This window comes from Aliivibrio sp. S3MY1, assembly GCF_028765575.1.
Classification (GTDB): Bacteria; Pseudomonadota; Gammaproteobacteria; order Enterobacterales; family Vibrionaceae; genus Aliivibrio.
On record NZ_JARACO010000011.1, the window covers coordinates 24340 to 49342 of the forward strand.

A 25003-nucleotide genomic window follows, 5' to 3' on the forward strand; every position below is an offset into this window, starting at 1 on the left:
TCAATATCAGCCTTTTCTGCTCTTATAGTCTCTAGTTAGCGAAGCGTATAGTTTCTAGCTAGCGCATACTGTTTTATTGATTGTTTCAATGATTGCTTTAAGTCCATTACCACGTGATGGGCTTAAATGTTCAATTAACCCTAATTGAGCAAAATACCCATCCATATCAAAAGCCTTAACCTCTTGTGCCGTTTTATTGTTTACCGCCGCCATTACTAACGCGATAAGCCCACGAACAATCCTTGCATCAGAATCAGCACAGAAAAAATAAACCCCATCAACGACGTCATGTTGTAACCATACTTTGCTTTCACAGCCAGAAATAGTCACGTTCTCTTGTTGCAGTTCTTCAGGCATTTTAGGCAGTTTTTTACCTAATTGAATCACGTTACGGTAACGATCTTCCCACCCTTTTGCTTCACTCATTAAATCGAGAACCGTGGTGTGAGTAATGTCAAAACCAAAAGGTGACGATGGGAATGTAGACATAAATAAAATACCTTAAATTTGAGCTTATAGCATATCTGCGGCTTTATTTAGCGCGTCGATAAAACGTTGAACATCTTGTTTTGTATTATACAAGGCAAATGAAACGCGTACAGTCCCCGTTAGCCCTAATGCATCTAACATAGGGTGGGCGCAATGATTACCAGATCGAACGGCAATGCCTTGTTGATCAAGCAGTGTCGCTATATCTTGGTGGTGGACGCCATCAATAACAAAAGAAAATAGACTCGCATTATCTTGCAAACCGATGAATCGTAAATCTTCAATATCTTTGATGCCATCAATCGCCATTTGGCGTAATTCGCTAATATGAGTATTTAGATCATCATGGGAGAACTGCTTAATCCAGTTAATCGCAGTAGCAAAAGCAATTGCACCAGCAACGTTTGGGGTGCCGGCTTCAAACTTCCCTGGTAGTTCGGCAAAGGTAGTTTGTTCAAATGAGACTTTTTCAACCATTTTACCGCCACCATGCCACACAGGCATAGATTCTAATAAATGCTGTTTGCCATAGAGAGCACCAATACCAGCAGGAGCAAATAATTTATGACCAGAGAAAACATAAAAATCGGCATTCATTGCTTGCACATCAATATCATGATGAACAATCCCTTGAGCGCCATCAACCACCACAATGGCACCTACCTGATGGGCTAATTTAATGATGTCATCGACGGGGTTTAATGTGCCCGTTACATTAGTTACTTGAGCAACGGCAACAATCTTGGTGCGTTTGGTTACCAATGACTCAAATGCATCCATATCTAATGTGCAATCGGTTTTCATTGGAATTTTTATAATGCGAGCACTTGTTTGCTCCGCGACAATTTGCCAAGGCACAATATTCGCGTGATGCTCTAATTCACTGATTAGGATTTCGTCACCCGCTTTTAATGTACTACGAGCGTAGGTTTGGGCAATTAAATTAATTGCTTCGGTTGCACCGCGAGTCCAAATAATTTCTTTACAGCTTTTAGCATTAATAAAGTCTTGAATGGTCCCACGAGCTTGCTCAAATTGCAGTGTTGCTGAGGCGGTTAAACGATGACTGCCACGGTGGACATTAGCATTACTTTTTTGGTAGTAATCTTGAATCGCAGTTAATACCGATAATGGTTTTTGTGTCGTCGCTGCGCTATCAAAGTAGGCAATAGGTTGGCCATTAACGTCTTGAGTTAAAGCGGGAAATTGAGAGCGAACAGCGTCAACAGTAAATGCAGTCATAGTGATTTCTTTAATAAGGGTAAGCAAACAGAGGGAATGATGCGGATTTCTGTCTCGTAAGTCAAAATTACAGACAAAAAAAAGCACCGTATTAAACGATGCTAATAATTTTTCTAACCAAAAGGTCAAAAACAAAGGAAATAATTGGGTACTGTTTACAAATAGTTGTAATCAATACTCGGGCTCTAACAGTCGAGCCAATATGCAAACACAACATTGCAGTTTAGAGGGATAAAAAATACTCAGGGAGGAATATATGTCTTTCCTCTAAACTACGGGAGCAATATTAGGTTTTATCTGGTAGTTCGGCAATGGACAATTTATAATACTAGGTATTAAAAAAACTAATGGTTCAGAATGTGAGTTCTTATGTCTCGAAGATTACCACCTTTAAATTCTTTGCGTGTGTTTGAAGCGGCAGCTAGACACTTAAGCTTTACTCGATCTGCGGAAGAATTATTTGTTACTCAAGCTGCAGTTAGCCACCAAATCAAAGCGTTAGAAGAATTTCTTGGTTTGAAATTATTTCGACGTCGTAATCGTTCTTTACTTCTTACTGAAGAGGGACAAAGTTACTTTTTAGATATTAAAGAAATTTTCTCTTCGTTGTCAGAAGCAACAGATAAAGTATTGGAAAGAAGCGCGAAGGGTGCATTAACCATTAGTTTGCCTCCAAGTTTTGCTATTCAATGGCTTGTTCCTCGTTTGTCGGATTTTAATAATAAAGAGCCTGATATTGATGTGCGAATTAAAGCGGTTGATATGGATGAAGGCTCTTTGACTGAAGATGTGGATGTTGCTATCTATTATGGTCGTGGTAATTGGCCTGGTTTACGTGTCGATTTGTTATACCAAGAGCAATTATTACCTTTGTGTTCACCGCAAGTGTTGCTAAATGAAAAGCCGTTAGCAACGATTGATGATCTACGTTTTCATACATTATTGCATGATACCTCACGTAAAGATTGGAAGTCGTTTGTAAAGCAATACAATTTAGAAGGTATGAATGTTAATCATGGACCTATTTTTAGTCATTCAACCATGGTGCTACAAGCGGCTGCACATGGACAAGGAATCGCATTAGGAAATAATGTCCTTGCTCAACCAGAGTTAGATGCGGGTCGTTTGGTTACTCCTTTTGAAGAAGTATTAGTCAGTAAAAATGCCTTTTATTTAGTATGCAGTGAAAAACAGGCGGACACTGGCAGAATTGCGACCTTTAGAGAGTGGATCTTAAGTAAAGCTCGTAGTGAACAAGAGATCATTGATGATGAATAGTCGCCTATGCTTACTGATTGCGGGTTTTAGTGGTGCACTGACGGTTGGTTTAGGTGCTTTTGGGGCTCATGGTTTAAAGTCGGTTTTATCTCCATATCTATTTGATGTGTATGAGACTGCAGTGCAATATCAAATGTGGCATACGCTTGCTCTGTTTGGATGTGGAATTTTGTTGAGAAATTCATTTTCAAAAGGGGTATTATACGCCGCCTTGCTATTTACCATTGGAATATTACTTTTCAGTGGTAGTTTATATGCATTAGTGTTCACAGGAATAAAATGGTTTGGGCCAATTACTCCATTAGGTGGACTCTGTTTTATTATCGGTTGGCTAACGCTGGCTGTTTCAACTTATCGTTTGACTGAGGTTTCAAAGTGAAACAAGTAATGTTCTATTGTCGCTCTGGTTTTGAGAAAGAGTGTGCAGGTGAGATCCAAGATAAAGCCACTCAACTTGAAGTGTTTGGTTTTCCTCGCCTAAAAAATAATACAGGCTATGTGCTATTTGAATGCTACCAGGAAGGCGATGCAGATAAATTGATCCGTGAGATTAAATTTAATGAGCTGATTTTTGCTCGTCAAATGTTTGCGGTAGCAACTGAATTAAGTGATTTACCTTCTGAAGACCGTATCTCACCAATTTTGAATGCATTAGTTGATGTTGAAAATTTACCTTGTTGTGGTGATATTCGTATTGAAACACCTGATACGAATGAAGCAAAAGAATTATTGAAATTCTGTCGTAAATTTACAGTACCAATGCGCATAGCATTGCGTGGTAAAGAGATGCTAACACCAAGAGATTCAGATCGAATCCCTGTTATGCATATTTGCTTTATTGCACCGGGTCACTGTTATGTAGGTTACTCTTACACTAACAATAACTCAAAATTCTTCATGGGTATTCCTCGTCTGAAGTTCCCATCTGATGCACCAAGCCGTTCAACGCTTAAGTTGGAAGAAGCGTTTCACGTATTTATTCCACGTGATGAGTGGGACACTCGCTTAGCTTCTGGCATGTGGGGTGTTGATTTAGGGGCGTGTCCAGGTGGTTGGACTTATCAATTAGTTAAGCGTTCTATGTTTGTTCATGCGATTGATAACGGCATGATGGCACAGAGCTTAATGGATACAGGACAAGTTAAACACCACATGGTTGATGGCTTTAAATTTGAGCCAGCAAGAAAGAACGTAACGTGGATCGTGTGTGACATGATTGAAAAACCGGCACGAGTTGCGCACCTTATGGGTGAATGGTTAATTAAAGGTTGGGCTAAAGAAGCACTATTTAACCTTAAATTACCAATGAAAGGCCGTTACGATGAAGTACTTCAAGATATTGAAAACTTAAAAGAGTTTTTGAAGAAGAATAACTTCCAATATAAGCTTCAAGCGAAGCACTTGTACCATGACCGTGAAGAAATTACGGTTCATATCCAAGCGATTTCTAATATTTCTCCTCACTAATATTGGTGTAATACCAATTATTGAGAGATAAAAATAAACGCCCGCAGGTCATGTTCTGCGGGCGTTTTTATTTAACTTCAGATTGGTTATTCGGCGTTGAGATTATTTTGATACTATATTGAATATGGTGTGCTTTGGCGCAAAAAAACTGTTTGTCATCGAAGTGGTCATCACATCAAATACAGCCATCTTTCTTTTGCAGAAAAGCACATTATATTCATTATACTTGTGAGTCCCTAGTCCCTAGTCCCGGTTTTTCATACCGTATATCTTGTAGATTAAAGCCAAGTTCAATATCCGTTCTTAATCCCGCCACTTTTCTACATAAAATAGCCGTCTCATAATACTCATCAAATTTCTTACGATATTTTTTCGCTAACTCTTCAGATTCGTTTGCCGCTTCAATCGTTGGAAATTGAGTTAAAATTTCTAATGCAGCTTTAGGTCCTACTCCCGGGATCCCCGTAATTTTACTTGAGCTAATTCCAGCTAATCCCCAATAATCAGCTAATTGCTCAGGCTTTAGACCAAACTCTTTTTCAATAAAAGGGGCATCCAACCAACGATGTTGAAAGTAATCACGAATTCGCAACGTTGGAGACAGTAATTGGCAATACCCTTTATCTGTCGAAATAATAGTGACTTGTTCATTATGAGAGGCCACTTTATTAGCAAGAGTTGCGACTAAATCATCAGCTTCATCACCATCAGATAATAAGGAATCAATGCCGAGTTTCCACCATGCATCTTGAATATCATCCATGCCTTTTTGTAGTGCTTCAGGCATTGGTTTTCTGTCTTCTTTGTATTTAGGTAACACTTCTGCTCGCCACCCTCTATCTTGTAGGTGGTGGTCAAATACAGCGATGATATGGGTTGGTTCGGTTTCTTTTAAAATACGATTTATTGTGCGGCTCGTTGTCGTGATTACCGCTTGAATGTCATCTTGGTTTGGTTGAGCTGAGTGAACGCGACGGATAAGATTTAATGCGTCAATAATAACCAGATGAATTGCCATAACGTATTCATTCCTATGTAGAAAAAAGAAAAAGCCTATGGGTTTAACATAGGCTTTATATTGTACGTTACAGAAGGGGAGATATTCCAGCCCTAATCTACAACGATTTCATAGCAAGGCTCGTATTTGGAACCGGGCAGTTTCATTCGACCCTGCTCAACAAAATCTTGAAGAAGACGATCCATTTTTTTCATTAAGATAGGATCACCGTGCAATTTAAACACGCCATGCTCTTCTATTTCAGCGATACCCTCCGCTTTGACATTACCAGCTACAATCCCTGAAAATGCTTGGCGTAGGTTGGCTGCAAGATTCTCTGTGGGTTGATCTAAATGTAAATCAAGAGAAGACATAGCTTCATGAGTCGGTTCGAATGGATGCTGGAACTCAGATTCAATTTTTAGTGCCCAATTAAAGCTGTAAGAATCATCAGTCGCTTTACGATACTCTTTCACTTTCTTGATGCCATGATTAATAATTATGGCTGCTTTCTCTGGATCACCAACCACAATATCATAATAATGAGTGGCTTCTTCGCCAAGTGTTTCACGAATAAATGTATCAATAGAAAGGAAGTAAGCTTCACTCTCTTCTGGTCCAGTTAATACAATTGGCATTGGTTGCTGTCGGTTGGCCGGGTTCATCATGATACCTAAGATATATAACAACTCTTCAGCAGTGCCTGGGCCGCCAGGAAAGATCACAATACCATGAGCCATACGAACGAAAGCTTCTAATCGTTTCTCAATGTCTGGCATGATGATCAGTTCATTTACGATTGGATTTGGTGGTTCAGCGGCGATAATTGAAGGTTCGGTTAATCCAACAAAGCGACTTTCAGAATAACGTTGTTTAGCGTGGCCAATAGCGGCTCCCTTCATCGGGCCTTCCATTGCACCTGGTCCGCAACCAGTACAGATATTTAATTCACGTAACCCTAGCTCATGACCCACTTCTCGTGTGTATTGATATTCGATAGGATTAATAGAGTGCCCGCCCCAACATACAACGAGGTTAGGCTCAATTCCGGTATGAAGTGCTTTTGCATTACGTAAAATACTGAAAACAAGATTCGTTAAGTGGGTATCTTTTGTCAGATTTAGGCGGTTGTGATCTGCGATTTGCATATTAACGTAAATCATGTCGCGCAAAACAGAAAAGAGATGTTCTTGTATTCCCTTAATGATATGCCCATCAACAAAGGCGTGCTCTGGCGGGTTACTTAGCTCGAGCTTAATACCTCGGTCACGACGAGTTACAGATACGTCAAAAGACTGGTATTTATTAAGGAGTTCTTTTGAACTGTCAGTATGACTGCCTGAGTTCAATACGGCTAATGTACAATTTCGGTACATTCGATATAAATCACTAGAAGCGGTTTTCTTTAATTGGTCGACTTCTAATTGTGATAGCAAATCCATGCTACCTGCAGGACTAATATGAGTGATCATATAGAGTCTCCCTAGCTGTTTTTATTATTGTTTAGTTATTTAACTTACACAGCAATAGGAAGATTAGCGAGAAAAAGACAACAAAAATGAGAGGTTTACAAATATATGAGTTGCTCACTACCCTTGGATTTCTGTTTGTACAGAGCATCAATAGAGCGCTTGATTACCTTTTCAGGAATATCACTGTTTGTAAATTCGGAACTGCAAATAGAGATAGTGATCTGAACATGATCGTTTTTAAACTTAAAGGGAAGTTTTGAAATAGCTAATTGAATCGCTTTAAGTACTTTCTCTCTCTCTTCTTTTTCGGTTTCTGTAAATAAGATCAAGAACTCTTCACCACTAAAACGAGCAACAAAGTCAGTATCAGCAACTTGATTTTCAATAGTTTTGGCAATAATTGATAGCGCTTTATCACCAGCGAGGTGACCAAAACGTTCATTAATACGTTTGAATTGGTCAATATCGATCATCGTTAAAACAAGTGAGTGTTGATGACGAACCCAACGTTTGTACTCTAAGTCTAAACGTTCATGCATAGCTGCGCGGTTGTATACTTTGGTTAGTGGGTCTTTAAATACACGTTGCTGTTGATCATCTAACTGACGACGATATTCAAGCGTTTCTTCATACAAGTGGTTTAATTTTTTTGTCGTGTATTCATGGCGTTCAATTAATGCAGACTCACGTTCTTGCATGGCCTTATTTCGCTCTGATAAGTCTCGCATTTCACTTAACAGTATCGCCATTTTTTCTTTATGCTCTCGCTCGTTTGCTTTACTTTCTAATAGGCCTTCAGCTTGTTTAATTAAGAGCGAATACTCTTCATTAAGTAATGAACGTTGCTCTAAGTAAGATTGTCCCTGAGCTTGGTTCTGCTCGCTGGTTTTTATAATCTGAGCGACTTGAATATTAACATCACCAACGAAGACTTGTGATGCCTTACGTTCATTATTTGTGCCCTCTAAAACTAATTGCAGCGTTTGCAATGCTAGATCAATAAGAGAGATCGCATCTGTGCCGGTTAATAGTTTATTGCGGATCTCAAGTAACTTATTGCCTGACGAACTATTGAAATCAAGCTCTGAGATAAGATGCTGTAATTCATTACTTAACTGTTCTTGAGTATCAACATCAATAATTTCATTGCTGTTGATTTCAGAAGAGAGCTTGCCGACAGAAATAAATTTAATTGCGCGTTCATACAGCTCAACTAAGCGGACAATACGCTGAACATGCTTGCAGCTATCTTGAGAAGGGTGTTGCAGAAGAATTCGTAAATCACGTTTAAGGCCAGCAGGAAGACCTACGACACGTTGAAGAGTTTCACCGCAGTATGAAATATGGTCATCCATCACTGAGTGTTCTCTTTGTACCGTCATTTTATAGCGGTTAATAAGACGCTCAAAGGTGGCGATTTGTACCGTAAGATCGGACGTGTTTTCTACTTGTTCGATACTTGATGCAAGTTCTACAATCTCTTTATCTAGCTCGCTATCATGATGTTTACACGCAGCACAAAATCGCAAAATAATGCGTTTTAATAGCAATATTTCACGACGTGATTTCAAGGTAGAATCACGGTGTGATAAACGTGTTTGATCTAGCTGTTGCTTTAATTGACTTAATTCAGAGGCAACGATGGATACTTCAATCATAATAACCTAGGCGGCAATCCCTGTATTTATAAAAACTGTTAAACTATTGATAGGATCAATTTATTTATAATAACAAAATTATAAGTAACAGGTTTAAAAAAACGCAACATTTGTTTAGTTAATAACCAGTTAGTTGTGAATATTATTAAATTTGTGATGTGTTAGCCAAATCATTCATTAATGCCTTGGCTTGTCACTTTAATCAATCCTTGATTAATCGCTTGCTCACACGCAGAGAGTATATTATTACTAGCAAAACTTGCCGCTGGTGCGTTATCTATTGCTCGGTAGTGAACCCATTGGCTTTCAGTGCCTTCTTTATTATTGTTACACGCGCTGTTTGTTGCCATAAGAAGAATATCGATCAGTTCACGATCATTAATAGCAGTATACGCTCGTGGTAAAAAAGGATACTCAACCATTCCTATATTTACGATTCTGTTGGTCATGGCTTTAGAATCAAAATTACTAATCCAACGTTGAATTGTTTCAGCCATTTCTTGAGAACTACATGTTGAATCGGATTTATGCTCAATGTAAAGAAAACTTGCATCAGAGAAGTGATAAATGCGACTAGGTAAAGTAACTACGGTTGATAGGTAGTCCCCAAACTCTTTTTCAATGGCTAAACCACCTTGGTAACCGTGAGTAAAATACAACTCTTGTAGCATAGGTACATGAAAGAGAGTAAAGCGAAGACGATCACTTAACGGTTCATTGATTAACTCACCTAAATGCCATTGTTCTATATTCGTACTACTTTGCTGTAAAGATGACGGTAATCTTTCGGTTAATAAGCGGAAATTACGTAATCCACTTCTTGGGTGTGTGTAGTATTTATTTAATAGCAGGTGTAAACGCTTTTTCAAAAAACGGTTTACTTGCTGTTGTCTGAAAGCATAGATAGAAATTACGGTTAATAATACAAGAAGAAAGCCTGCAATTTTTTGGATTTTTCGTGTTTGTAAGTGATTATCTTTTAATTGTAATTCTAAGCCTTGGTAGTGCAAAAACTGTTCAATAATGCTTTTTTGTTGACGAAACACTTCTTCGTTAATTTCATTTTGAACCGCTTGAATCGATGAGTTTAATTTCTCATATTCTCTTTGGGATTTTAGCGCGAGTTCATATAAACCCATTTTCTCATAGGTTGTAGAAAGTAATTTTTGAGATTGTAATTTTAACGAAATATCATTATCTCGTTTACCGTATTTTATGGCTTCTTGTATATTTTCAATGGCAAGATCTGTTTTGTTTTTAACTAGGTAAAGCTTGGCTTGCAGTAGTGCGGCATTGGCTTTTTGTTTTGGTAATTCAACGTACTCATTAAGGTTATTTGCTTGTTTAAGGTAATGCTCACTTAACGCATAGTTATAAAGTGAAAAATAGGTATTAGCGATATCTAAGCGCAGTGAAATGAGTTTGTTAACGTTGTTTTTTTCTTTTTCCTGATCCAGTGCATTAAAATATTGAACTAGAGCCAAGTTAAATCGCCCTTGTTTCAAATGAATTTTAGCAATTAAAATTAAGACATTAGAGAGTTGCTCACTCTTATTATAACGACCATAAAACTCAGCAGATTGAGAGGAGTGCTCTAATGCTTTATCCAGTACTTGTCTTTGAAAAAATAGTTGACCAAGCAAAAAATTCGCACGGGCTAACTGACCACTTTGGTCGGCTTCAATTGATTGCCAATACGCGCTCAATAATTCAGTCAACGCTTGATCAAATTGTTTGTTTTTTAAAAAATGTTGGCCATAAGACAGGTGATAAAAAATCATGCTACTTGGGTCGTTAAGTGAACGTCCGTGAGACAGAGCCTGTTTATAATATTGTTGAGCTTTGCTGTTATTATTTTGTTTAGATTCAACTTCGGCATGAATTAATGCCAACCCAAAATAGAGTTTTTTATGAATCGAAATTTGCTTATCAAACTCATTTAACTCACGACTAATGACATCCAAAATGGTATTGGTTTTATCGATATCATTGGTTAAATTCCACCAAAGCCCGGCATAGATCAATTTTGACTCTAAGTAGCCAGCTTGTAAGCGATACTCTTGAGCAAGTGAGATTGCTTGTTTAATTGCTTTTATTGATTCGCGATTACGACCAAGATGCTTATTTGCAAGTGCTTTAATTTGAAATGCTTCTACGGAGCTAATAGGAGTACGCATAGTTCGTTCTGAGTCATTATTAACTTGTATGCGATTAGGGTCTTGTTTTGGGGTGATTTGACGTTGTTCTAAATATTGTTTAGCAATAGTGCGGGATTGTTCAGGGTTTGTATCGAGCAATTGATAAGCGTCATTTAAAATAGGCGCAGAAAAAAATTTAGCCCAAGCTGAAAGCGGTAGAAAGAGACAAATAAGCAGAAAACATTGGCGCAAAGACATGTAAATAATCCATTAGAAAGCAACCGTTACATACTAGCGATGTGGCGAGATTTGTCTACTAAGATCTATTCTTAGTAGACAAAACAGAGCGTTTTTTACTGGCGAGCTAAACGAAGGTTATGAGCTGGTTTCTCTCTATGTGAACTGCGGAATGGATTAATATCTAAGCCACCACGACGGGTATAACGAGCAAATACGGTTAACGAACTAGGCTTACAGAATTTCATAATATCAGTATAGATACGCTCAACACATTGCTCATGAAATTCATTATGTTGGCGGAATGAGATTAAGTAGCGAAGTAGCTTTTCACGATCAATTTTATTGCCTACATAACTAATCTCAACACTGCCCCAATCTGGTTGGTTTGTAATTAAGCAGTTAGATTTCAATAAATGACTGTGCAAGGTTTCTTCAACTAACTCGTCAGATGTGCTTGATAGTAAGTATTTAGCATCAAATTCATAATTATCAATAACGATATCTTGGTTATCAATGCACTCACCCGTCATATCAACAATAGGTTGTTGTGAGTAAGTTTGAACTGGATGGATCTCAACCTGTACATCACCACCAGCACAGGCACTTAAATCTTTAATTAAGGTGCGAGTAACGTCATCCCATGATGCAAATTTAGTTTGGTTAAAGCTGTTTAAATATAATTTAAATGACTTTGATTCAACAAGATTAGGGCTGGTTGCAGGCAAAGTGACATCGCCAACAGCGACTTGAGGTAACCCGTTTTGGTTTAGCCAAGATAGCTCATAAAGTGTCCATACATCACAACCAACAAATGGCAGTTCATCACCTAATTCAAGATCGTCTCGGTTTAAACTACGAGGGACGGCTTGCAGTAATTCAGGCTCATAGCTATGTTTATATTCGGTTTTTTGGCCAAGAGTCAGAGATTTTAGCTCATCAGCGTTGGTGTATTTAGTCATATTGAAAATGCCAAAAGTAGATTAGAATAAGAATAACGGAGTAAATAGTCGTTATTCATTTAATGTAACCTAGTTTACTTGAATTTTTGCCTTATTAGGAGAATCGAATGCCACTTTCGGTAGAGCAAGCGCTTGCTAACTTTAGTCAACGTTATGTTGAAGCATGGAAAACCAAACATAATAGCCTTCCGATAAATGAAGAATTAGTGGGATTAGCTTCTCCTTGTATTGATGAAACTCGTGATTTAGAAATTTCATGGCAACCAGTTAATCGTGATAAAAGCATTCGCTTAGTTAATATTGAACAAGGTATTGAGCTTGATTTGCATGACGATTTCCATGCTTTTTATGGCGCACAATTCAGTGCTGATATGATGGCAAAATTTGGTGATATGAATATAGAGTTGCTTCAAGTATGGAGTGATGAAGATTTAGAACGCTTGCAAGGAAATATGCTAGGTCACCTTGTCATGCAACGTCGATTAAAATTAGTTCCAACGTTATTTATTGCGGTTACCGATGATGAAATGGAGGTTATCTCTATTTGTAATCAAACGGGTGAAATTATTTTAGATACGGTTGGTACCAAGAAAAGAACCGTATTGGCTAAAACAATGGCTGAGTTTTTAGAAAAGCTTGAACCTGTTGTAGAGTAAGCTTGGCGTTAAATAGCTAGATAAAGTGCCATTATTTAATAGATTCCGATAAATATATTTGTCGGAATTTTTATTGTAAAGATGTTAGGAAAGAAGCGGTAATGTTTGTAACTGAATTAGATTTTGAAGTGTATTGTGATACCTCAATGGCAGCAGTAGAGAAAGCCATCAATTATTGTCTAGATTGTTTACGTTATAACGGACAAGTAATTGGGCGCGAGTTACCCGTGGTTATGAAAGGAACCAATTTTGTTGCTCGAGTGGTTTGTCCTGAAGAAGATTCACTTCACCCAGATAATCATAGTCCGCAAGTAAAACTAGCATTTAAACAATTAAGTGAATTTGGATTACTACAACCTAAAGTTAAGATTGTGGGTCAAGACATGAACTCGGATCCAAGTGATGAGAGTGAAAAGGTGAGTTGGCAAATTCTGTACACTACCCATTTACATACCTGTTCGCCTATTCGTCACGGTGAAACATTTCAACCGATCCCACTTTATCGTTTACCAGCCGTTGCTAATGGCGATCAAAAACAGTTCATTAAATGGCAGGAAGATTGGAGTGCTTGTGATCAATTGCAGATGAATGGTTCTGTTGTTGAACACCCTGCATTACATGAGGTGAGTTCAAGTGAGAGCCGTTTATTTAAACGTGGTTGGGATTTGTGTCGTCGTATGGAAGTACTGAGTCGCATCCCAACGTATCTATATATTTATCGTGTTGGTGGCGAAAGCAAAGAAAAAGAACTCGCTCGTAAATGTCCTGTATGTGACGGTGAGTGGGCGTTAGAAGAGCCCGTTCATGAAGTGTTTGATTTTAAGTGCGATGAGTGTCGACTGCTCAGTAATCTGTCTTGGGATTTTAAAGACTGATATTAATCAGCAATTATAGCGATAAAAAATGGGAGCTCACAATGAGCTCCCATTTTTATTTTCTATTTTTAACTATTTATTTTTAACTATTTATTTTTTAAATTTAGCAAGAATACGATCTAGCTGATTGGCAAACTCACGTCGGTCAGTTTGCGATAGGGCAGCAGGGCCACCAGTTTGAATGCCACTGGCGCGCATTGTTTCCATAAAATCACGGATGTTCAGTCGAGCTTTAATGGTTGCTTCTGTATAAAGCTCACCACGAGGGTTTAATACTTGTACTTTCTTTGCGATTAACTCTGCCGCCAGAGGAATATCGCCACTGATCACCAAGTCACCTGCTTCTGAGCGTCTTACGATTTCATCATCTGCAACATCAAAACCTGATTCAACTTGTATTGATTTAATGTTGAAAGCGGTTGGTACTGGAATGTAGTGGTTTGCAACAAAAGTCAGTTGAATACCAGTACGTGTAGCGGCGCGACAAAGTACTTCTTTGACGACTTTAGGACATGCATCAGCATCTACCCAAATTTGCATTATTTGTTCTCCAGAGCAGCTAAACGTTGTGATAACTCTTTTACTTGAAGTTCAAGTTGTTCAATACGTTCATCTGCTGTTAATGGGGTCTCTTTGACTTCAATTTTTGGAATGTTTGAAGTGGACTTAAAGGATTTAACCGCAGTAATAATGGCTGGCATTGGTACTTGAGTTGTTAATCGAGAGCGAACAAGAGCCGTTGTTGGTTTTTTTCCTTCATTGGTCAAGTCTTGCAATATTTTTTGCAGTTCATCCGTTACGTTTTTCATTATGACGTCCTATGTTTCATATGAACTCATGATAACTAAAGATCAACATTTCTACTATAAGAATAAATACGTGATCTAGATCTCTCTATTTTAGATAGGATAGTTAAAGGTCAATGGAAAAATAGGAATTAGCATGTGCGAGATCTCTATTAGGTCATGGACACCGCTAGGACAGCGATGAAAGGAATACGCTGACGGATTTCATTATACTATCAAGGATTTGATGCATGGAGCACCATAAGTAGCCGGATCGCTGCGAGTAGAGTTATGACCCCATTAGGCAAAGGCTTAATGAGGTTTTTCTTTTTTAAGCTAAAAAGTTATCTTAATATTCTTCAGCCATACGATATGGGGGTAAATTAAACGTTGCCGCTTTAAAGCCTATCATGATCAATTGGCCGGTGTAGTGATCATCACCAACAGAAGAAAATTCAAATTCATACATGGTATATAAGCGTTTCTTGCCACTTGGTAAGCGAAAGCCATATGATCCTCTTGCGACACTTAATAGCTGCAATTCCATTTTTTTACAATATTGCTGGATAGCTTGATGTGCGTATTCTGATTGTCTTCTTTGTTGCCAAAAAAGAAAACAGAAAAAAGTTAAGCCAAGTATCGCAAAAAGATTATCCATATCATTCGCTCTTAGTGGTTTGCTGTAAAGTTAATAATGCGTCTGCTAGTTTAGGATCCGCTTCACCATGAAGGATCTTTAGCATGCACATACGTAATTTAGGTTGCATTACTAAATCGGAAAACAGTTGGTTGAACAGTTGTTGATCACCCGTTTGAGCTAAACGAAGTAAAAATAAATTCGCAGTCGTTATATCTTCTAATCCTGTCCAGCAACGACCAGCTATCGCGACCAATACTTCTGGGTGGCTTAGACGTTCACTCGATAAAATTTGAGTTAATGCTTGAGATAAGATTTTTGTTTCCGCACCAGAAAGGGCACGAATATGCGCAGATAGTAAAAATAGATCAGCACTATTATCACCACAAAGATCGTTAATAATTTCTTGTTGTTTTAGCGCTAACTTCTCTGGTAGCTCAATGTGCTCTAAGCAGCCAAGAGTTGCATATAAAACCGTAGTAGGTAAATGCGGTAATGCTTTACGTAATGCAACGCCATTATTTTCTTTATCAAGATTTGCACAGACATCCGCTAACCCTTGCACCCCAACAAACTGCCAGTTATCCCATCCATTATTACCTGAGAGGTAAGTTTGAGCGTGCTCGTAATACTGACTCATTGGTTGTTTCAGCGTGGTACGTAATACACTGTGAAACATCGCCATCTTGTCATCTTTAGGCTTAAACGTGTATGGGTTACTTGACAGCTTTTGTTGTTGTTCTTCGTTTAGATCGCCACTTAATGATACGCCAATAGCTTCAACAACATATTTAATAAAGTTACCGATATCACCTTGTTGCAATAAACCACGCTCATCTAAAGGAAGTTTTAAAAACCAAATCCAAGGTTGTTTACTTTTATTCCAATACGCAATCGCTAAATGAGCATGACGTTGAAGAGGGTAAGGATAAGGTTGCTGAGCCGCTTCTATGGATTCAAATTGTTTATTTGAAATAAGTTGTACACGACGGCCTAAATCATAAATAGTGTATTCACAGTCTGATTGTTGTATCAGTTGGCTAAGCGTATAAATCTGGTCCATGATATGTCTTATTCTATGGTTAATATCGTGATTATACCCAAGCCTTGATAAGATGGTATCCTTTGTCATTAAAAGTATCAGAGAGTGCGAGTTCAATCGGTTATGACAGCATCGTTAGTATTATCAGAGTTACTAGAGCAGTTAGCTCAACAATTGGACTATCATGGACACTGGCAAATTACAGCACCATCGATAGCTGATTTATCAAGTACAGAACCTTTTTCAATCGACACCTTATCTGCTACTGAATGGCTACAGTGGATTTTCATTCCTAAAATGAATCAGCTAATTTCTCATGGTCAAGCGACGCCAAAAGGGTTTTCGATTGCACCTTATATTGAAGAAGCATTAAAAGATGTTGATGGCTACATTGAAATTGTTCGTTTATGTCACGCCATTGATGCATTAGGTAAATAAAGTGAATACAGAAGAAAATGCAGTAACTCATGATGAGTTATTAGAAGAGCAGGCTGAGCCAATTGAGCTTGAGATCGTTTATCGTGACGAGCACTTAATTGCGATTAATAAACCTGCGGGAATGTTAGTACACCGCTCGTGGCTTGATAAACATGAAACCGTATTTGCGATGCAGACATTACGAGATCAAATTGGTCAACATGTCTTTCCATTACACCGTTTAGACAGACCAACGTCAGGCATACTTTTCTTTGCATTATCAAGTGAGATAGCAGCTCAAGTTTCGCCGCTATTTGCGAGTCGAGAAATTAAGAAAACCTACCATGCGATAGTTCGTGGCTGGATAGAAGAAGCGGATACATTGGATTATCCTCTTAAAAAAGAGTTGGATAAAATTGCCGATAAAAAGGCCTCAAAAGAAGTTGAAGCCAAAGAGGCTATAACAGAATATAAACCATTAGCTAAGGTAGAGTTGCCTTATTCAACCGGTAAATTTCCAACCAGTCGTTATTGCTTAATGGAGCTTAAACCTCATACGGGCAGAAAGCATCAGCTTCGTCGCCATATGGCACATTTGCGTCATCCAATCGTAGGGGACACGAGTCATGGTGATGGTAAGCATAATCGATTATTTAAAGAGAACTTGGATAGTCACCGTTTGTTATTACATGCATCAGAGCTGAGTTTTACTCATCCAATCACGAATGAAAATATCGTAATAAAAGCAAACGTTGATGAAACGTGGCAGAGATTAATGGTCGAGTTCGATTGGGATATTGAGTTATAGAATACCGAGTTAAAGACAATAAAAAAGGGAAGTGAGATAAACTCACTTCCCTTTTTTTAATTAAGATTTTCAATTCAAATCTTGATAATCAATTAAGATTATTTAGCCATTGCTTCGCTGCCGTTTTCACGGATTTTCTTAAGCATAGACTTAACGATACGTGGGCTACCAGCTACTAGGCTACCAGTTTTCATGTAGTCAGTGTTGCCGGTGAAGTCAGTACAGATAACGCCAGATTCACGAGCGATTAGATCTGCTGCTGCCATTTCCCAAGGCTTAAGGCCAAGAGCGAAGAAACCATCGATGCGAGCTGCAGCTAGATAACATAAATCTAGAGAAGGACAACCAGAGCTACGGATATCAGAACATTCAACAAACATTGCGCTCAATACTTTTGAGTAGCTTGCTGCGTGTTGTTTTTGACGGTATGGAAGACCAGTCGCAAGAATTGTTTCGTTCATGTCTTTTAATTCTTGAACACGAACACGTTGGTTGTTGCGTTGAGCACCAGCACCACGTTGAGCTGTGAATAATTCATTACGGATTGGATCGTATACACAAGCCACTTCTGTACGGCCTTTAATGCGAACCGCAATAGAGATAGAGAAGTGTGGGATACCTTTAACGAAGTTAGTCGTGCCATCTAATGGGTCAATGATCCATTGAACGTCAGCGTCTTTGCCTTCGATTAGGCCAGACTCTTCAGAAATGATGCTGTGATCAGGGTAAGATTTCTTGATCATGTCAACAAGCATGTATTGAGCATCGTTTTCGATGTTCGTAATAAACTCGTTATTGCCTTTTTTTGTTGTTTCAATTTTGTCAGTTTGCTCAAAAGATTTAGCAACAAAGTCACCGGCTTTACGCGCAGTACGTATAGCAATATTTAGCATTGGATGCATAGTTATATCCCAAAAGATGTTAAAGAACCGAAATCGCGGCGAGTATACACAAAGTAGTTATTAAAAGGAAGCGTTTGTTTTTTGTTCAGTTAGTGGCTTTATTATCAAAAAATCGAGGCAGGGTTAAAATCTCGGGTATATAAAGAGGAAAGGGTAATTGCTTTATGATAATATCCGGCGGCTCTTTTCATCAGATGGAAAAATAACATGTTAGATAGAATTCGTATTGTCCTTGTTGGTACCAGTCACTCAGGAAACATTGGTTCAGCCGCTCGCGCAATGAAAGTAATGGGGTTAACTAATATGGTATTAGTAGCACCAGAATGTGAAGTTGATGGTCAAGCCATTGCATTAGCAGCAGGCGCAAGTGATATTGCGAATCGAGCTCGTATTGTTGATACATTAGATGAAGCTATTTCAGACTGTGGTTTGGTTATTGGCTCTAGTGCACGCTCAAGAACACTTGAATGGCCAATGCTTGAACCACGTGAAGCCGGAGTTAAAGCGATTGAAGAGGCGCCAACGCACCCTATCGCATTTATTTTTGGAAGAGAAAGAGTTGGATTGACTAATGAAGAATTACAGAAATGTCATTTTCATGTGTGTATCCCAGCGAATCCAGAGTATAGCTCACTAAACTTAGCGATGGCTGTACAAACAATCAGTTATGAAGCTCGAGTTGCTTGGTTAGATAGTCAAGCATATAAAGGGGAGTCAAAAGAAGCAGAATACCCTTTAAATTTCGAGTTAGAGCTATTCTATGAGCATCTTGAAAAAGTGATGACAGAGACTGACTTTATTAATAAGGCTCACCCTGGCCAAGTAATGAATAAAATGCGTCGTATGTTTAATCGTGCTCGTCCAGAAACGCATGAATTACGTACGTTACGTGGGATCTTGACTGCAGTAGAAAGAAGCATGAAAGACGAAAATATAAGCAAGAAATAATACTTGACTAAAATACTGGGTTAAATACTTGACCAAAACAGTCAAGTATGGGAAGATTCATTCCATACGAATAGTGTGGATATGAGGTAACTTATGAAATTAACTTCAAAGGGAAGATATGCAGTAACAGCAATGCTTGATGTTGCACTGCATGCCAAAGAAGGTCCAGTACCGCTTGCTGATATATCTGAGCGACAAGGGATTTCATTATCTTATCTTGAGCAATTATTCTCTAAATTACGTAAAGCTGGCTTAGTTGCGAGTGTTAGAGGTCCGGGTGGTGGTTATCGCTTGGGATTGAGTGCCGATAATATTGCGGTAGGAATGGTTATTTCTGCTGTTGATGAATCGGTTGATGCAACCAAATGTCATGGTAAAGAAGGCTGTCAAGGTGGAACACGTTGTTTAACGCATACCTTGTGGCGTGATTTAAGCTCACGTATTAGTAGCTTTTTAGATGGAATTACACTTGGTGAACTGATGGTCGATAATGAAGTTCAACAAGTATCAGATAGACAAAATATCGATGCAACCTTACATAATGGGTTAGCAACGGGTTCTAAAATAATAAATTCTGTGGGTGTTAATGTCCGCCTTTGACGGTCAAACGTCTGTATTCTCGGAGATGAAAATGAAACTGCCAATTTACTTTGATTATTCGGCGACTTGTCCTGTTGATGAGCGTGTAGCGAATAAAATGGTTCAACATATGACAATGGATGGATGCTTTGGTAACCCTGCATCACGTTCGCACCGTTACGGCTGGCAGGCTGAAGAAGCGGTTGATACAGCTCGTGACAACATCGCTAGCCTACTAAATGCAGATCCTCGTGAGATCGTATTTACATCAGGTGCTACAGAATCAGATAACCTTGCAATTAAAGGTGCTGCGCATTTCTACCATAAGAAAGGCAAGCACGTAATTACTTGTAAAACTGAGCATAAAGCTGTTCTTGATCCATGTCGTCAGCTTGAGCGTGAAGGGTATGAAGTTACTTACCTAGATCCAGAATCTAATGGTTTAGTTGACCTAGCTAAATTAGAAGCAGCGATGCGTGAAGACACCGTGCTTGTTTCTATTATGCATGTAAACAACGAAATTGGTGTGATTCAAGACATCACCGCAATTGGTGAACTTTGTCGTTCGCGTAAAATTATTTTCCATGTTGATGCCGCACAATCAGCAGGTAAAATCCCTCTTGATGTACAAGAAATGAAAGTGGACTTAATCTCTCTTTCTGCTCATAAAATGTATGGACCTAAAGGAATTGGCGCATTGTACGTTCGTCGTAAACCGCGTATTCGTTTAGAAGCACAAATGCACGGTGGTGGTCATGAGCGTGGTTTCCGTTCTGGTACATTAGCAACTCATCAAATCGTTGGTATGGGTGAAGCATCTCGTATCGCAAAAGAAGAGATGCAAAAAGATTATGATCATTGTTTAGCAATGCGCGATCGTCTTCTTGATGGTGTTAAAGATATGGAAGCAGTACACATTAATGGTGATTTAGACCAACGTGTACCACATAACTTAAACATCAGCTTCGAATTTGTTGAAGGTGAATCTCTGCTAATGGCACTGAAAGATCTTGCGGTTTCTTCAGGTTCAGCATGTACGTCAGCAAGTCTTGAGCCATCGTATGTATTACGTGCGTTAGGTCTGAATGATGAGTTAGCACACAGTTCAATTCGTTTCTCATTTGGTCGTTATACGACGGAAGAAGAGATTGATCATGCAATCACACAAATTAGCCAAGCAGTAAATAAACTGCGTGATATGTCTCCATTATGGGATATGTATAAAGAAGGCATCGACTTAAACACGGTTGAGTGGGCACACCACTAACACGGACGTTCCAGAATTTAGAGGTATTTATCATGGCTTATAGCGAAAAAGTAATCGATCACTACGAAAATCCACGTAACGTTGGCTCATTTGAAAAAGATGATCCATCCGTTGGTAGCGGTATGGTTGGTGCACCAGCGTGTGGTGATGTTATGAAATTGCAAATCAAAGTATCTCCAGAAGGTATTATTGAAGACGCAAAATTTAAAACATACGGTTGCGGTTCAGCAATCGCATCAAGCTCACTAGTTACTGAGTGGGTTAAAGGTAAAACATTAGACGAAGCAGCAGCGCTTAAAAATGCTGAAATTGCTGAAGAGCTAGAATTACCACCAGTGAAAGTTCACTGTTCAATCTTAGCGGAAGATGCGATTAAAGCTGCGGTATCTGATTACCGTAATAAACACTAAGATTAAGTAATATTATAAAGCGTCTTGTTTACGTGATATCGTGTAAATACGGCGCTTTATTGCCTAATATAGGTCGTTATTGATTAACGACACCCATGACCACAAACAAATATAGTAAAGGTTGTAGTATGGCCATTTCAGTAACTGAAGCAGCAGCAAGCCGTGTTCAAACATTTCTTGAAAACCGAGGAAAAGGCATTGGTCTACGTTTAGGCGTAAGAACCTCTGGTTGCTCTGGTATGGCGTATATTCTTGAATTTGTTGATGAACTAAACGAAGAAGACCAAGTGTTTGAAGAGTTTGGGGTTAAGATTATCATCGATCCAAAAAGCTTAGCTTACATGGATGGAACAGAATTAGATTTTGCCAAAGAAGGTCTAAATGAAGGTTTCAAATTCAACAATCCAAACGTAAAAAGTGAATGTGGGTGTGGTGAAAGCTTCAACGTATAGAGCATAACGTTAACTATGAATCATTTTGAATTATTTGGGCTGCCAAACCAGTTTGAACTGGATGGTGGCCTTCTTTCTGCTCAATTCCGTGAATTGCAGAAACGATTCCACCCTGATAACTTCGCGACTTCGTCAGAACGTGACCGTTTACTTTCCGTTCAAAAAGCGGCACAAATTAACGACGCTTATCAAACGCTAAAAAATCCAGTCTCCCGTGCAGAATACCTACTTTCAGAACAAGGTCATGACATTCGTGGTGAACAAACGACGATGCAAGATCCAATGTTTTTAATGCAACAAATGGAACTACGAGAAGATTTAGAAGATATCTCATCAAGTTCTGATCCTGAAAGTGCATTATTTGATTTTTCTGAAAATGTTACCGCAATGCGTAAATCACAATTGGCTGAGTTGAAACAGCAATTAGACGCGGATGCATGGCAAGAGGCGGCACAAAGCGTACGTAAACTAAAGTTTATTGATAAGCTCAATCAAGAAGTCGAAAAGTTAGAAGATAAATTATTAAATTAATCTTTGTTAGATTAATTAAGTGAAGGATATTACCCATGGCATTTCTACAAATTTCTGAGCCTGGACAAAGTGCTGCACCACATCAACATAAACTAGCAGTCGGCATCGATTTGGGCACAACTAACTCACTGGTCGCTTCGGTTCGAAGTGGTGAAGCAAAGACATTACCTGATACAAAAGGTAATGTCATTCTTCCGTCCGTAGTGCAATATCAAAACGATAAAATTTGTGTGGGTGCCAACGCTTACCAGTCTGCGGCTTTAGATCCTCAAAATACCATTATTTCGGTAAAACGTTTAATGGGCCGTTCGTTACAAGACATTCAAGCACGTTACCCTGATCTACCTTACCAATTTACAGAAAGTGATAATGGGTTACCTGTTATTAGTACACCTCAAGGTGATGTGAACCCAGTTCAAGTATCAGCAGAGATCCTTAAATCATTATCTAACCGAGCTCAAGAAACGTTAGGTGGTGCTCTTGAGGGTGTTGTAATTACAGTACCTGCATATTTTGATGATGCGCAGCGCGCAGGAACCAAAGATGCCGCGACACTTGCTGGCTTAAACGTTTTACGTTTGCTGAATGAACCAACAGCAGCAGCAATTGCATATGGCTTGGATTCAGGCCAAGAAGGTGTTATTGCCGTTTATGACCTTGGTGGTGGTACGTTTGATATTTCAATCCTACGTTTATCAAAAGGCGTATTTGAAGTATTAGCAACAGGTGGAGATTCTGCTCTGGGTGGTGATGATTTTGACCATGCCGTAGCGCAATGGATTAAAGATCAAGCAGGTATTACATCAGCACTTTCTAATCAAGAGCAGCGTGAGCTTTTGACATTAGCAACAGAAACTAAAGTGGCATTGTCAGATGCCGATTCAGTGACTGTTTCTTTTAAAGAATGGTCAGGCAGTATTACGGTTGATGTTTTTAATCAATTAATTCAATCGTTAGTGAAGAAAACACTAATGGCTTGTCGCCGAGCATTAAAAGATGCAGATATAACTTCAGAAGAAGTAATGGAAGTGGTTATGGTTGGTGGCTCGACAAGAACGCCTATCGTGCGCAGTTCTGTTGGTGACTATTTTGGAAAAATGCCATTAACCAGTATCGACCCTGATCAAGTGGTTGCTATTGGTGCTGCCATTCAAGCGGATATTTTAGTGGGTAATAAACCTGATGCTGAAATGTTATTGCTTGATGTTATTCCATTGTCTCTAGGTATAGAAACCATGGGTGGCTTGGTTGAAAAAATCATTCCGCGTAATACCACGATCCCTGTAGCGAAAGCACAAGAATTTACCACTTTTAAAGATGGTCAAACAGGCATGATGGTTCATGTTGTTCAAGGTGAACGTGAGATGGTTGACGATGGCCGATCTCTTGCTCGTTTTTCACTAAAAGGTATACCTCCAATGACTGCCGGTGCGGCACATATCCGAGTGACTTACCAAGTGGATGCGGATGGTCTTTTATCAGTAACGGCAATGGAAAAAAGTACCGGTGTTCAATCTCATATTCAAGTTAAGCCTTCTTATGGTTTAAGTGATAATGAAGTAGCGAACATGCTGAAAGATTCAATGACGTTTGCTAAAGAAGATATGCAAGCTCGTGCATTAGCAGAGCAGCAAGTTGAAGCTGACCGTGTGATTGAAGGGTTAGTTGTTGCACTTAATAATGATGGTGACACATTACTATCCAAAGAAGAGCAAGCAGAAATTTTACAAGCAGTTGAAGCGTTGATCACAGTACGTCAAGGTACAGATACGCAAGCAATTGAAGATGGAATTAAACACGCTGATGAAGCAAGCCAAGAGTTTGCTGCGCGTCGAATGGATGCATCTATTCGCGCCGCATTAGCCGGTCAATCTATTGATGAGGTATAGAAATGCCAAAGATTATTGTTCTACCACACGATGAGTTATGCCCAGAAGGCGCAGTACTTGAAGCGAATGAAGGCGAAACGGTTTTAGACGTAGCCCTTAAAAATGGCATTGCAATTGAACATGCGTGTGAGAAATCATGCGCATGTACAACGTGTCATATTGTTATCCGTGAAGGATTTGATTCACTTGAAGAAAGTGATGAGCTTGAAGATGACATGCTAGATAAAGCGTGGGGGCTAGAACCCGAATCTCGCCTTGGTTGCCAAGCGAGAATGGCAAAACAAGATTTAGTGGTAGAAATTCCAAAATATACACTAAACTTAGCATCAGAAGATCATTAATCTTCAGAACCTAAGATGTTAATAAGAGGGCAAGTTTTGAGAAGTAAGTGATTACTCGCCTCAAGCTTGCCTTTTTTATTAGCGATAAAATGACCAATTTAAAAGGAGTTTACAATGAGTTTGAAATGGATCGATTCTAGAGAAATAGCGATTGAATTGTCAGATAAGTATCCGGATACGGATCCAAAAACAGTACGGTTTACGGATTTGTGCCAATGGGTTTTAGCGTTAGACGACTTTGATGATGATCCTAAACATTCTGGAGAGAAAGTACTGGAAGCGATAGTTCTTTGTTGGATGGATGAATGGGATTAGTTTACTAAAATTAATCGATTCAGTTATAACGACTAAATTCCCACCAACTGCTTAGATCAATCTCTTAGATTTTGCTGAAATTTCTTGTATCGCCAAGGTAAAGTAGGCAAATTATATTAAAAAGAACATTCTGTTCGCTTATTACCGCTTTGTATTAGCGCAATATAAATAATTGGCAGAGCTCATCTGTATGATTGTATGGAGTTATT

28 protein-coding genes are annotated in these 25003 nt (G+C 38.9%); 16 read left to right on the forward strand and 12 right to left on the reverse strand.

Going from position 1 to position 25003, the window contains the following annotated elements:
* Positions 1-54: 54 nt before the first annotated feature.
* Both csdE and PVK62_RS09160 read right to left on the reverse strand, forming a co-directional pair.
* Positions 55-489 carry a cysteine desulfurase sulfur acceptor subunit CsdE gene (gene csdE, locus PVK62_RS09155; RefSeq protein ID WP_274443987.1) on the reverse strand — a complete coding sequence of 145 codons (435 nt, stop codon included), beginning with the start codon at positions 487-489 and terminating at the stop codon, positions 55-57.
* 24 nt (positions 490-513) lie between these two features.
* Positions 514-1731, reverse strand: a complete 1218-nt coding sequence (locus PVK62_RS09160; RefSeq protein WP_274443986.1) for an aminotransferase class V-fold PLP-dependent enzyme — start codon at positions 1729-1731, stop codon at positions 514-516.
* Positions 1732-2100: 369 nt separating this feature from the next.
* On the opposite strand from PVK62_RS09160, the gene PVK62_RS09165 reads away from it, so the two are divergent.
* Genes PVK62_RS09165 through rlmM form a run of 3 tightly spaced genes read left to right on the forward strand, consistent with a single transcriptional unit; the run spans position 2101 to position 4476 of the window.
* Positions 2101-3009 (forward strand): transcriptional regulator GcvA, encoded by a 909-nt coding sequence (locus PVK62_RS09165; protein ID WP_274443985.1) that lies wholly within the window; start codon positions 2101-2103, stop codon positions 3007-3009.
* Positions 3002-3388 (forward strand): DUF423 domain-containing protein, encoded by a 387-nt coding sequence (locus tag PVK62_RS09170; protein WP_274444010.1) that lies wholly within the window; start codon positions 3002-3004, stop codon positions 3386-3388. Before PVK62_RS09165 ends, PVK62_RS09170 begins: the two co-directional genes overlap by 8 nt.
* A complete protein-coding gene (gene rlmM, locus PVK62_RS09175) occupies positions 3385-4476 on the forward strand; it encodes a 23S rRNA (cytidine(2498)-2'-O)-methyltransferase RlmM (protein WP_274443984.1) in 1092 nt (363 codons plus the stop codon). The genes PVK62_RS09170 and rlmM overlap by 4 nt, the downstream gene beginning before the upstream one ends.
* A gap of 220 nt (positions 4477-4696) precedes the next feature.
* Here rlmM and xni read toward each other — a convergent pair whose 3' ends face one another.
* From xni to queF, 5 genes are all read right to left on the reverse strand, one after another.
* The gene (gene xni / locus PVK62_RS09180) at positions 4697-5494 is read right to left on the reverse strand and encodes a flap endonuclease Xni (protein ID WP_274443983.1); all 798 of its coding nucleotides are present in this window, start codon (positions 5492-5494) and stop codon (positions 4697-4699) included.
* 92 nt (positions 5495-5586) lie between these two features.
* Entirely contained in the window at positions 5587-6945 is a 1359-nt protein-coding gene (gene ppnN, locus PVK62_RS09185; protein WP_274443982.1) for a nucleotide 5'-monophosphate nucleosidase PpnN, read from the reverse strand.
* Between the two features lie 95 nt (positions 6946-7040).
* Positions 7041-8603: a GGDEF domain-containing protein gene (locus PVK62_RS09190; RefSeq protein WP_274443981.1), complete on the reverse strand. Its 1563-nt coding sequence runs from the start codon at positions 8601-8603 to the stop codon at positions 7041-7043.
* Positions 8604-8773: 170 nt separating this feature from the next.
* Complete coding sequence (locus tag PVK62_RS09195) at positions 8774-10999, reverse strand: tetratricopeptide repeat protein (protein WP_274443980.1); 2226 nt, start codon at positions 10997-10999, stop codon at positions 8774-8776.
* Between the two features lie 95 nt (positions 11000-11094).
* Positions 11095-11940: an NADPH-dependent 7-cyano-7-deazaguanine reductase QueF gene (gene queF, locus PVK62_RS09200; protein ID WP_274443979.1), complete on the reverse strand. Its 846-nt coding sequence runs from the start codon at positions 11938-11940 to the stop codon at positions 11095-11097.
* Between the two features lie 107 nt (positions 11941-12047).
* On the opposite strand from queF, the gene syd reads away from it, so the two are divergent.
* Positions 12048-12596 (forward strand): SecY-interacting protein, encoded by a 549-nt coding sequence (syd, locus tag PVK62_RS09205; protein ID WP_274443977.1) that lies wholly within the window; start codon positions 12048-12050, stop codon positions 12594-12596.
* 101 nt (positions 12597-12697) lie between these two features.
* Positions 12698-13471: a Zn-ribbon-containing protein gene (locus PVK62_RS09210; protein ID WP_274443976.1), complete on the forward strand. Its 774-nt coding sequence runs from the start codon at positions 12698-12700 to the stop codon at positions 13469-13471.
* A 90-nt stretch (positions 13472-13561) separates the two neighbouring features.
* Here the strand turns inward: PVK62_RS09210 and PVK62_RS09215 are convergent, their stop codons facing one another.
* From PVK62_RS09215 to PVK62_RS09230, 4 genes are all read right to left on the reverse strand, one after another.
* Positions 13562-14011, reverse strand: a complete 450-nt coding sequence (locus PVK62_RS09215; protein ID WP_061005246.1) for a YaiI/YqxD family protein — start codon at positions 14009-14011, stop codon at positions 13562-13564.
* On the reverse strand, positions 14011-14280 hold the full coding sequence (locus PVK62_RS09220) for a hypothetical protein (protein WP_274443975.1): 270 nt from the start codon (positions 14278-14280) through the stop codon (positions 14011-14013). The genes PVK62_RS09215 and PVK62_RS09220 overlap by 1 nt, the downstream gene beginning before the upstream one ends.
* 325 nt (positions 14281-14605) lie before the next feature.
* Positions 14606-14914 carry a DUF3301 domain-containing protein gene (locus tag PVK62_RS09225; RefSeq protein ID WP_274443974.1) on the reverse strand — a complete coding sequence of 103 codons (309 nt, stop codon included), beginning with the start codon at positions 14912-14914 and terminating at the stop codon, positions 14606-14608.
* Between the two features lies 1 nt (position 14915).
* Positions 14916-15956, reverse strand: coding sequence for a DUF3549 family protein (locus PVK62_RS09230; RefSeq protein WP_274443973.1), 1041 nt, complete (start codon positions 15954-15956; stop codon positions 14916-14918).
* Positions 15957-16058: 102 nt separating this feature from the next.
* Here PVK62_RS09230 and PVK62_RS09235 point away from each other — a divergent pair, with 102 nt between their 5' ends.
* Both PVK62_RS09235 and truC read left to right on the forward strand, forming a co-directional pair.
* Complete coding sequence (locus tag PVK62_RS09235; protein ID WP_274443971.1) at positions 16059-16373, forward strand: YqcC family protein; 315 nt, start codon at positions 16059-16061, stop codon at positions 16371-16373.
* Between the two features lies 1 nt (position 16374).
* On the forward strand, positions 16375-17160 hold the full coding sequence (truC, locus tag PVK62_RS09240) for a tRNA pseudouridine(65) synthase TruC (RefSeq protein ID WP_274443970.1): 786 nt from the start codon (positions 16375-16377) through the stop codon (positions 17158-17160).
* Between the two features lie 98 nt (positions 17161-17258).
* Here truC and suhB read toward each other — a convergent pair whose 3' ends face one another.
* Positions 17259-18062: an inositol-1-monophosphatase gene (gene suhB / locus PVK62_RS09245; RefSeq protein WP_122036009.1), complete on the reverse strand. Its 804-nt coding sequence runs from the start codon at positions 18060-18062 to the stop codon at positions 17259-17261.
* Between the two features lie 207 nt (positions 18063-18269).
* Here suhB and trmJ point away from each other — a divergent pair, with 207 nt between their 5' ends.
* The 9 genes from trmJ to iscX all read left to right on the forward strand — a co-directional run bounded on the left by trmJ (position 18270) and on the right by iscX (position 24794).
* Positions 18270-19010: a tRNA (cytosine(32)/uridine(32)-2'-O)-methyltransferase TrmJ gene (trmJ, locus tag PVK62_RS09250; protein ID WP_274443969.1), complete on the forward strand. Its 741-nt coding sequence runs from the start codon at positions 18270-18272 to the stop codon at positions 19008-19010.
* Between the two features lie 93 nt (positions 19011-19103).
* Positions 19104-19610: a Fe-S cluster assembly transcriptional regulator IscR gene (gene iscR / locus PVK62_RS09255; protein ID WP_274443968.1), complete on the forward strand. Its 507-nt coding sequence runs from the start codon at positions 19104-19106 to the stop codon at positions 19608-19610.
* 31 nt (positions 19611-19641) lie between these two features.
* Positions 19642-20856: an IscS subfamily cysteine desulfurase gene (locus PVK62_RS09260; RefSeq protein WP_274443967.1), complete on the forward strand. Its 1215-nt coding sequence runs from the start codon at positions 19642-19644 to the stop codon at positions 20854-20856.
* Positions 20857-20888: 32 nt separating this feature from the next.
* Entirely contained in the window at positions 20889-21266 is a 378-nt protein-coding gene (gene iscU, locus PVK62_RS09265) for a Fe-S cluster assembly scaffold IscU (RefSeq protein WP_045101377.1), read from the forward strand.
* Between the two features lie 128 nt (positions 21267-21394).
* The gene (gene iscA / locus PVK62_RS09270) at positions 21395-21718 is read left to right on the forward strand and encodes an iron-sulfur cluster assembly protein IscA (RefSeq protein ID WP_274443966.1); all 324 of its coding nucleotides are present in this window, start codon (positions 21395-21397) and stop codon (positions 21716-21718) included.
* Positions 21719-21733: 15 nt separating this feature from the next.
* Entirely contained in the window at positions 21734-22249 is a 516-nt protein-coding gene (hscB, locus tag PVK62_RS09275) for a co-chaperone HscB (protein WP_274443965.1), read from the forward strand.
* Positions 22250-22284: 35 nt separating this feature from the next.
* Complete coding sequence (gene hscA / locus PVK62_RS09280) at positions 22285-24138, forward strand: Fe-S protein assembly chaperone HscA (protein WP_274443964.1); 1854 nt, start codon at positions 22285-22287, stop codon at positions 24136-24138.
* Between the two features lie 2 nt (positions 24139-24140).
* Positions 24141-24479 (forward strand): ISC system 2Fe-2S type ferredoxin, encoded by a 339-nt coding sequence (gene fdx / locus PVK62_RS09285; protein ID WP_274443963.1) that lies wholly within the window; start codon positions 24141-24143, stop codon positions 24477-24479.
* A gap of 114 nt (positions 24480-24593) precedes the next feature.
* Positions 24594-24794 (forward strand): Fe-S cluster assembly protein IscX, encoded by a 201-nt coding sequence (gene iscX, locus PVK62_RS09290; protein ID WP_274443962.1) that lies wholly within the window; start codon positions 24594-24596, stop codon positions 24792-24794.
* Positions 24795-25003: the final 209 nt, after the last annotated feature.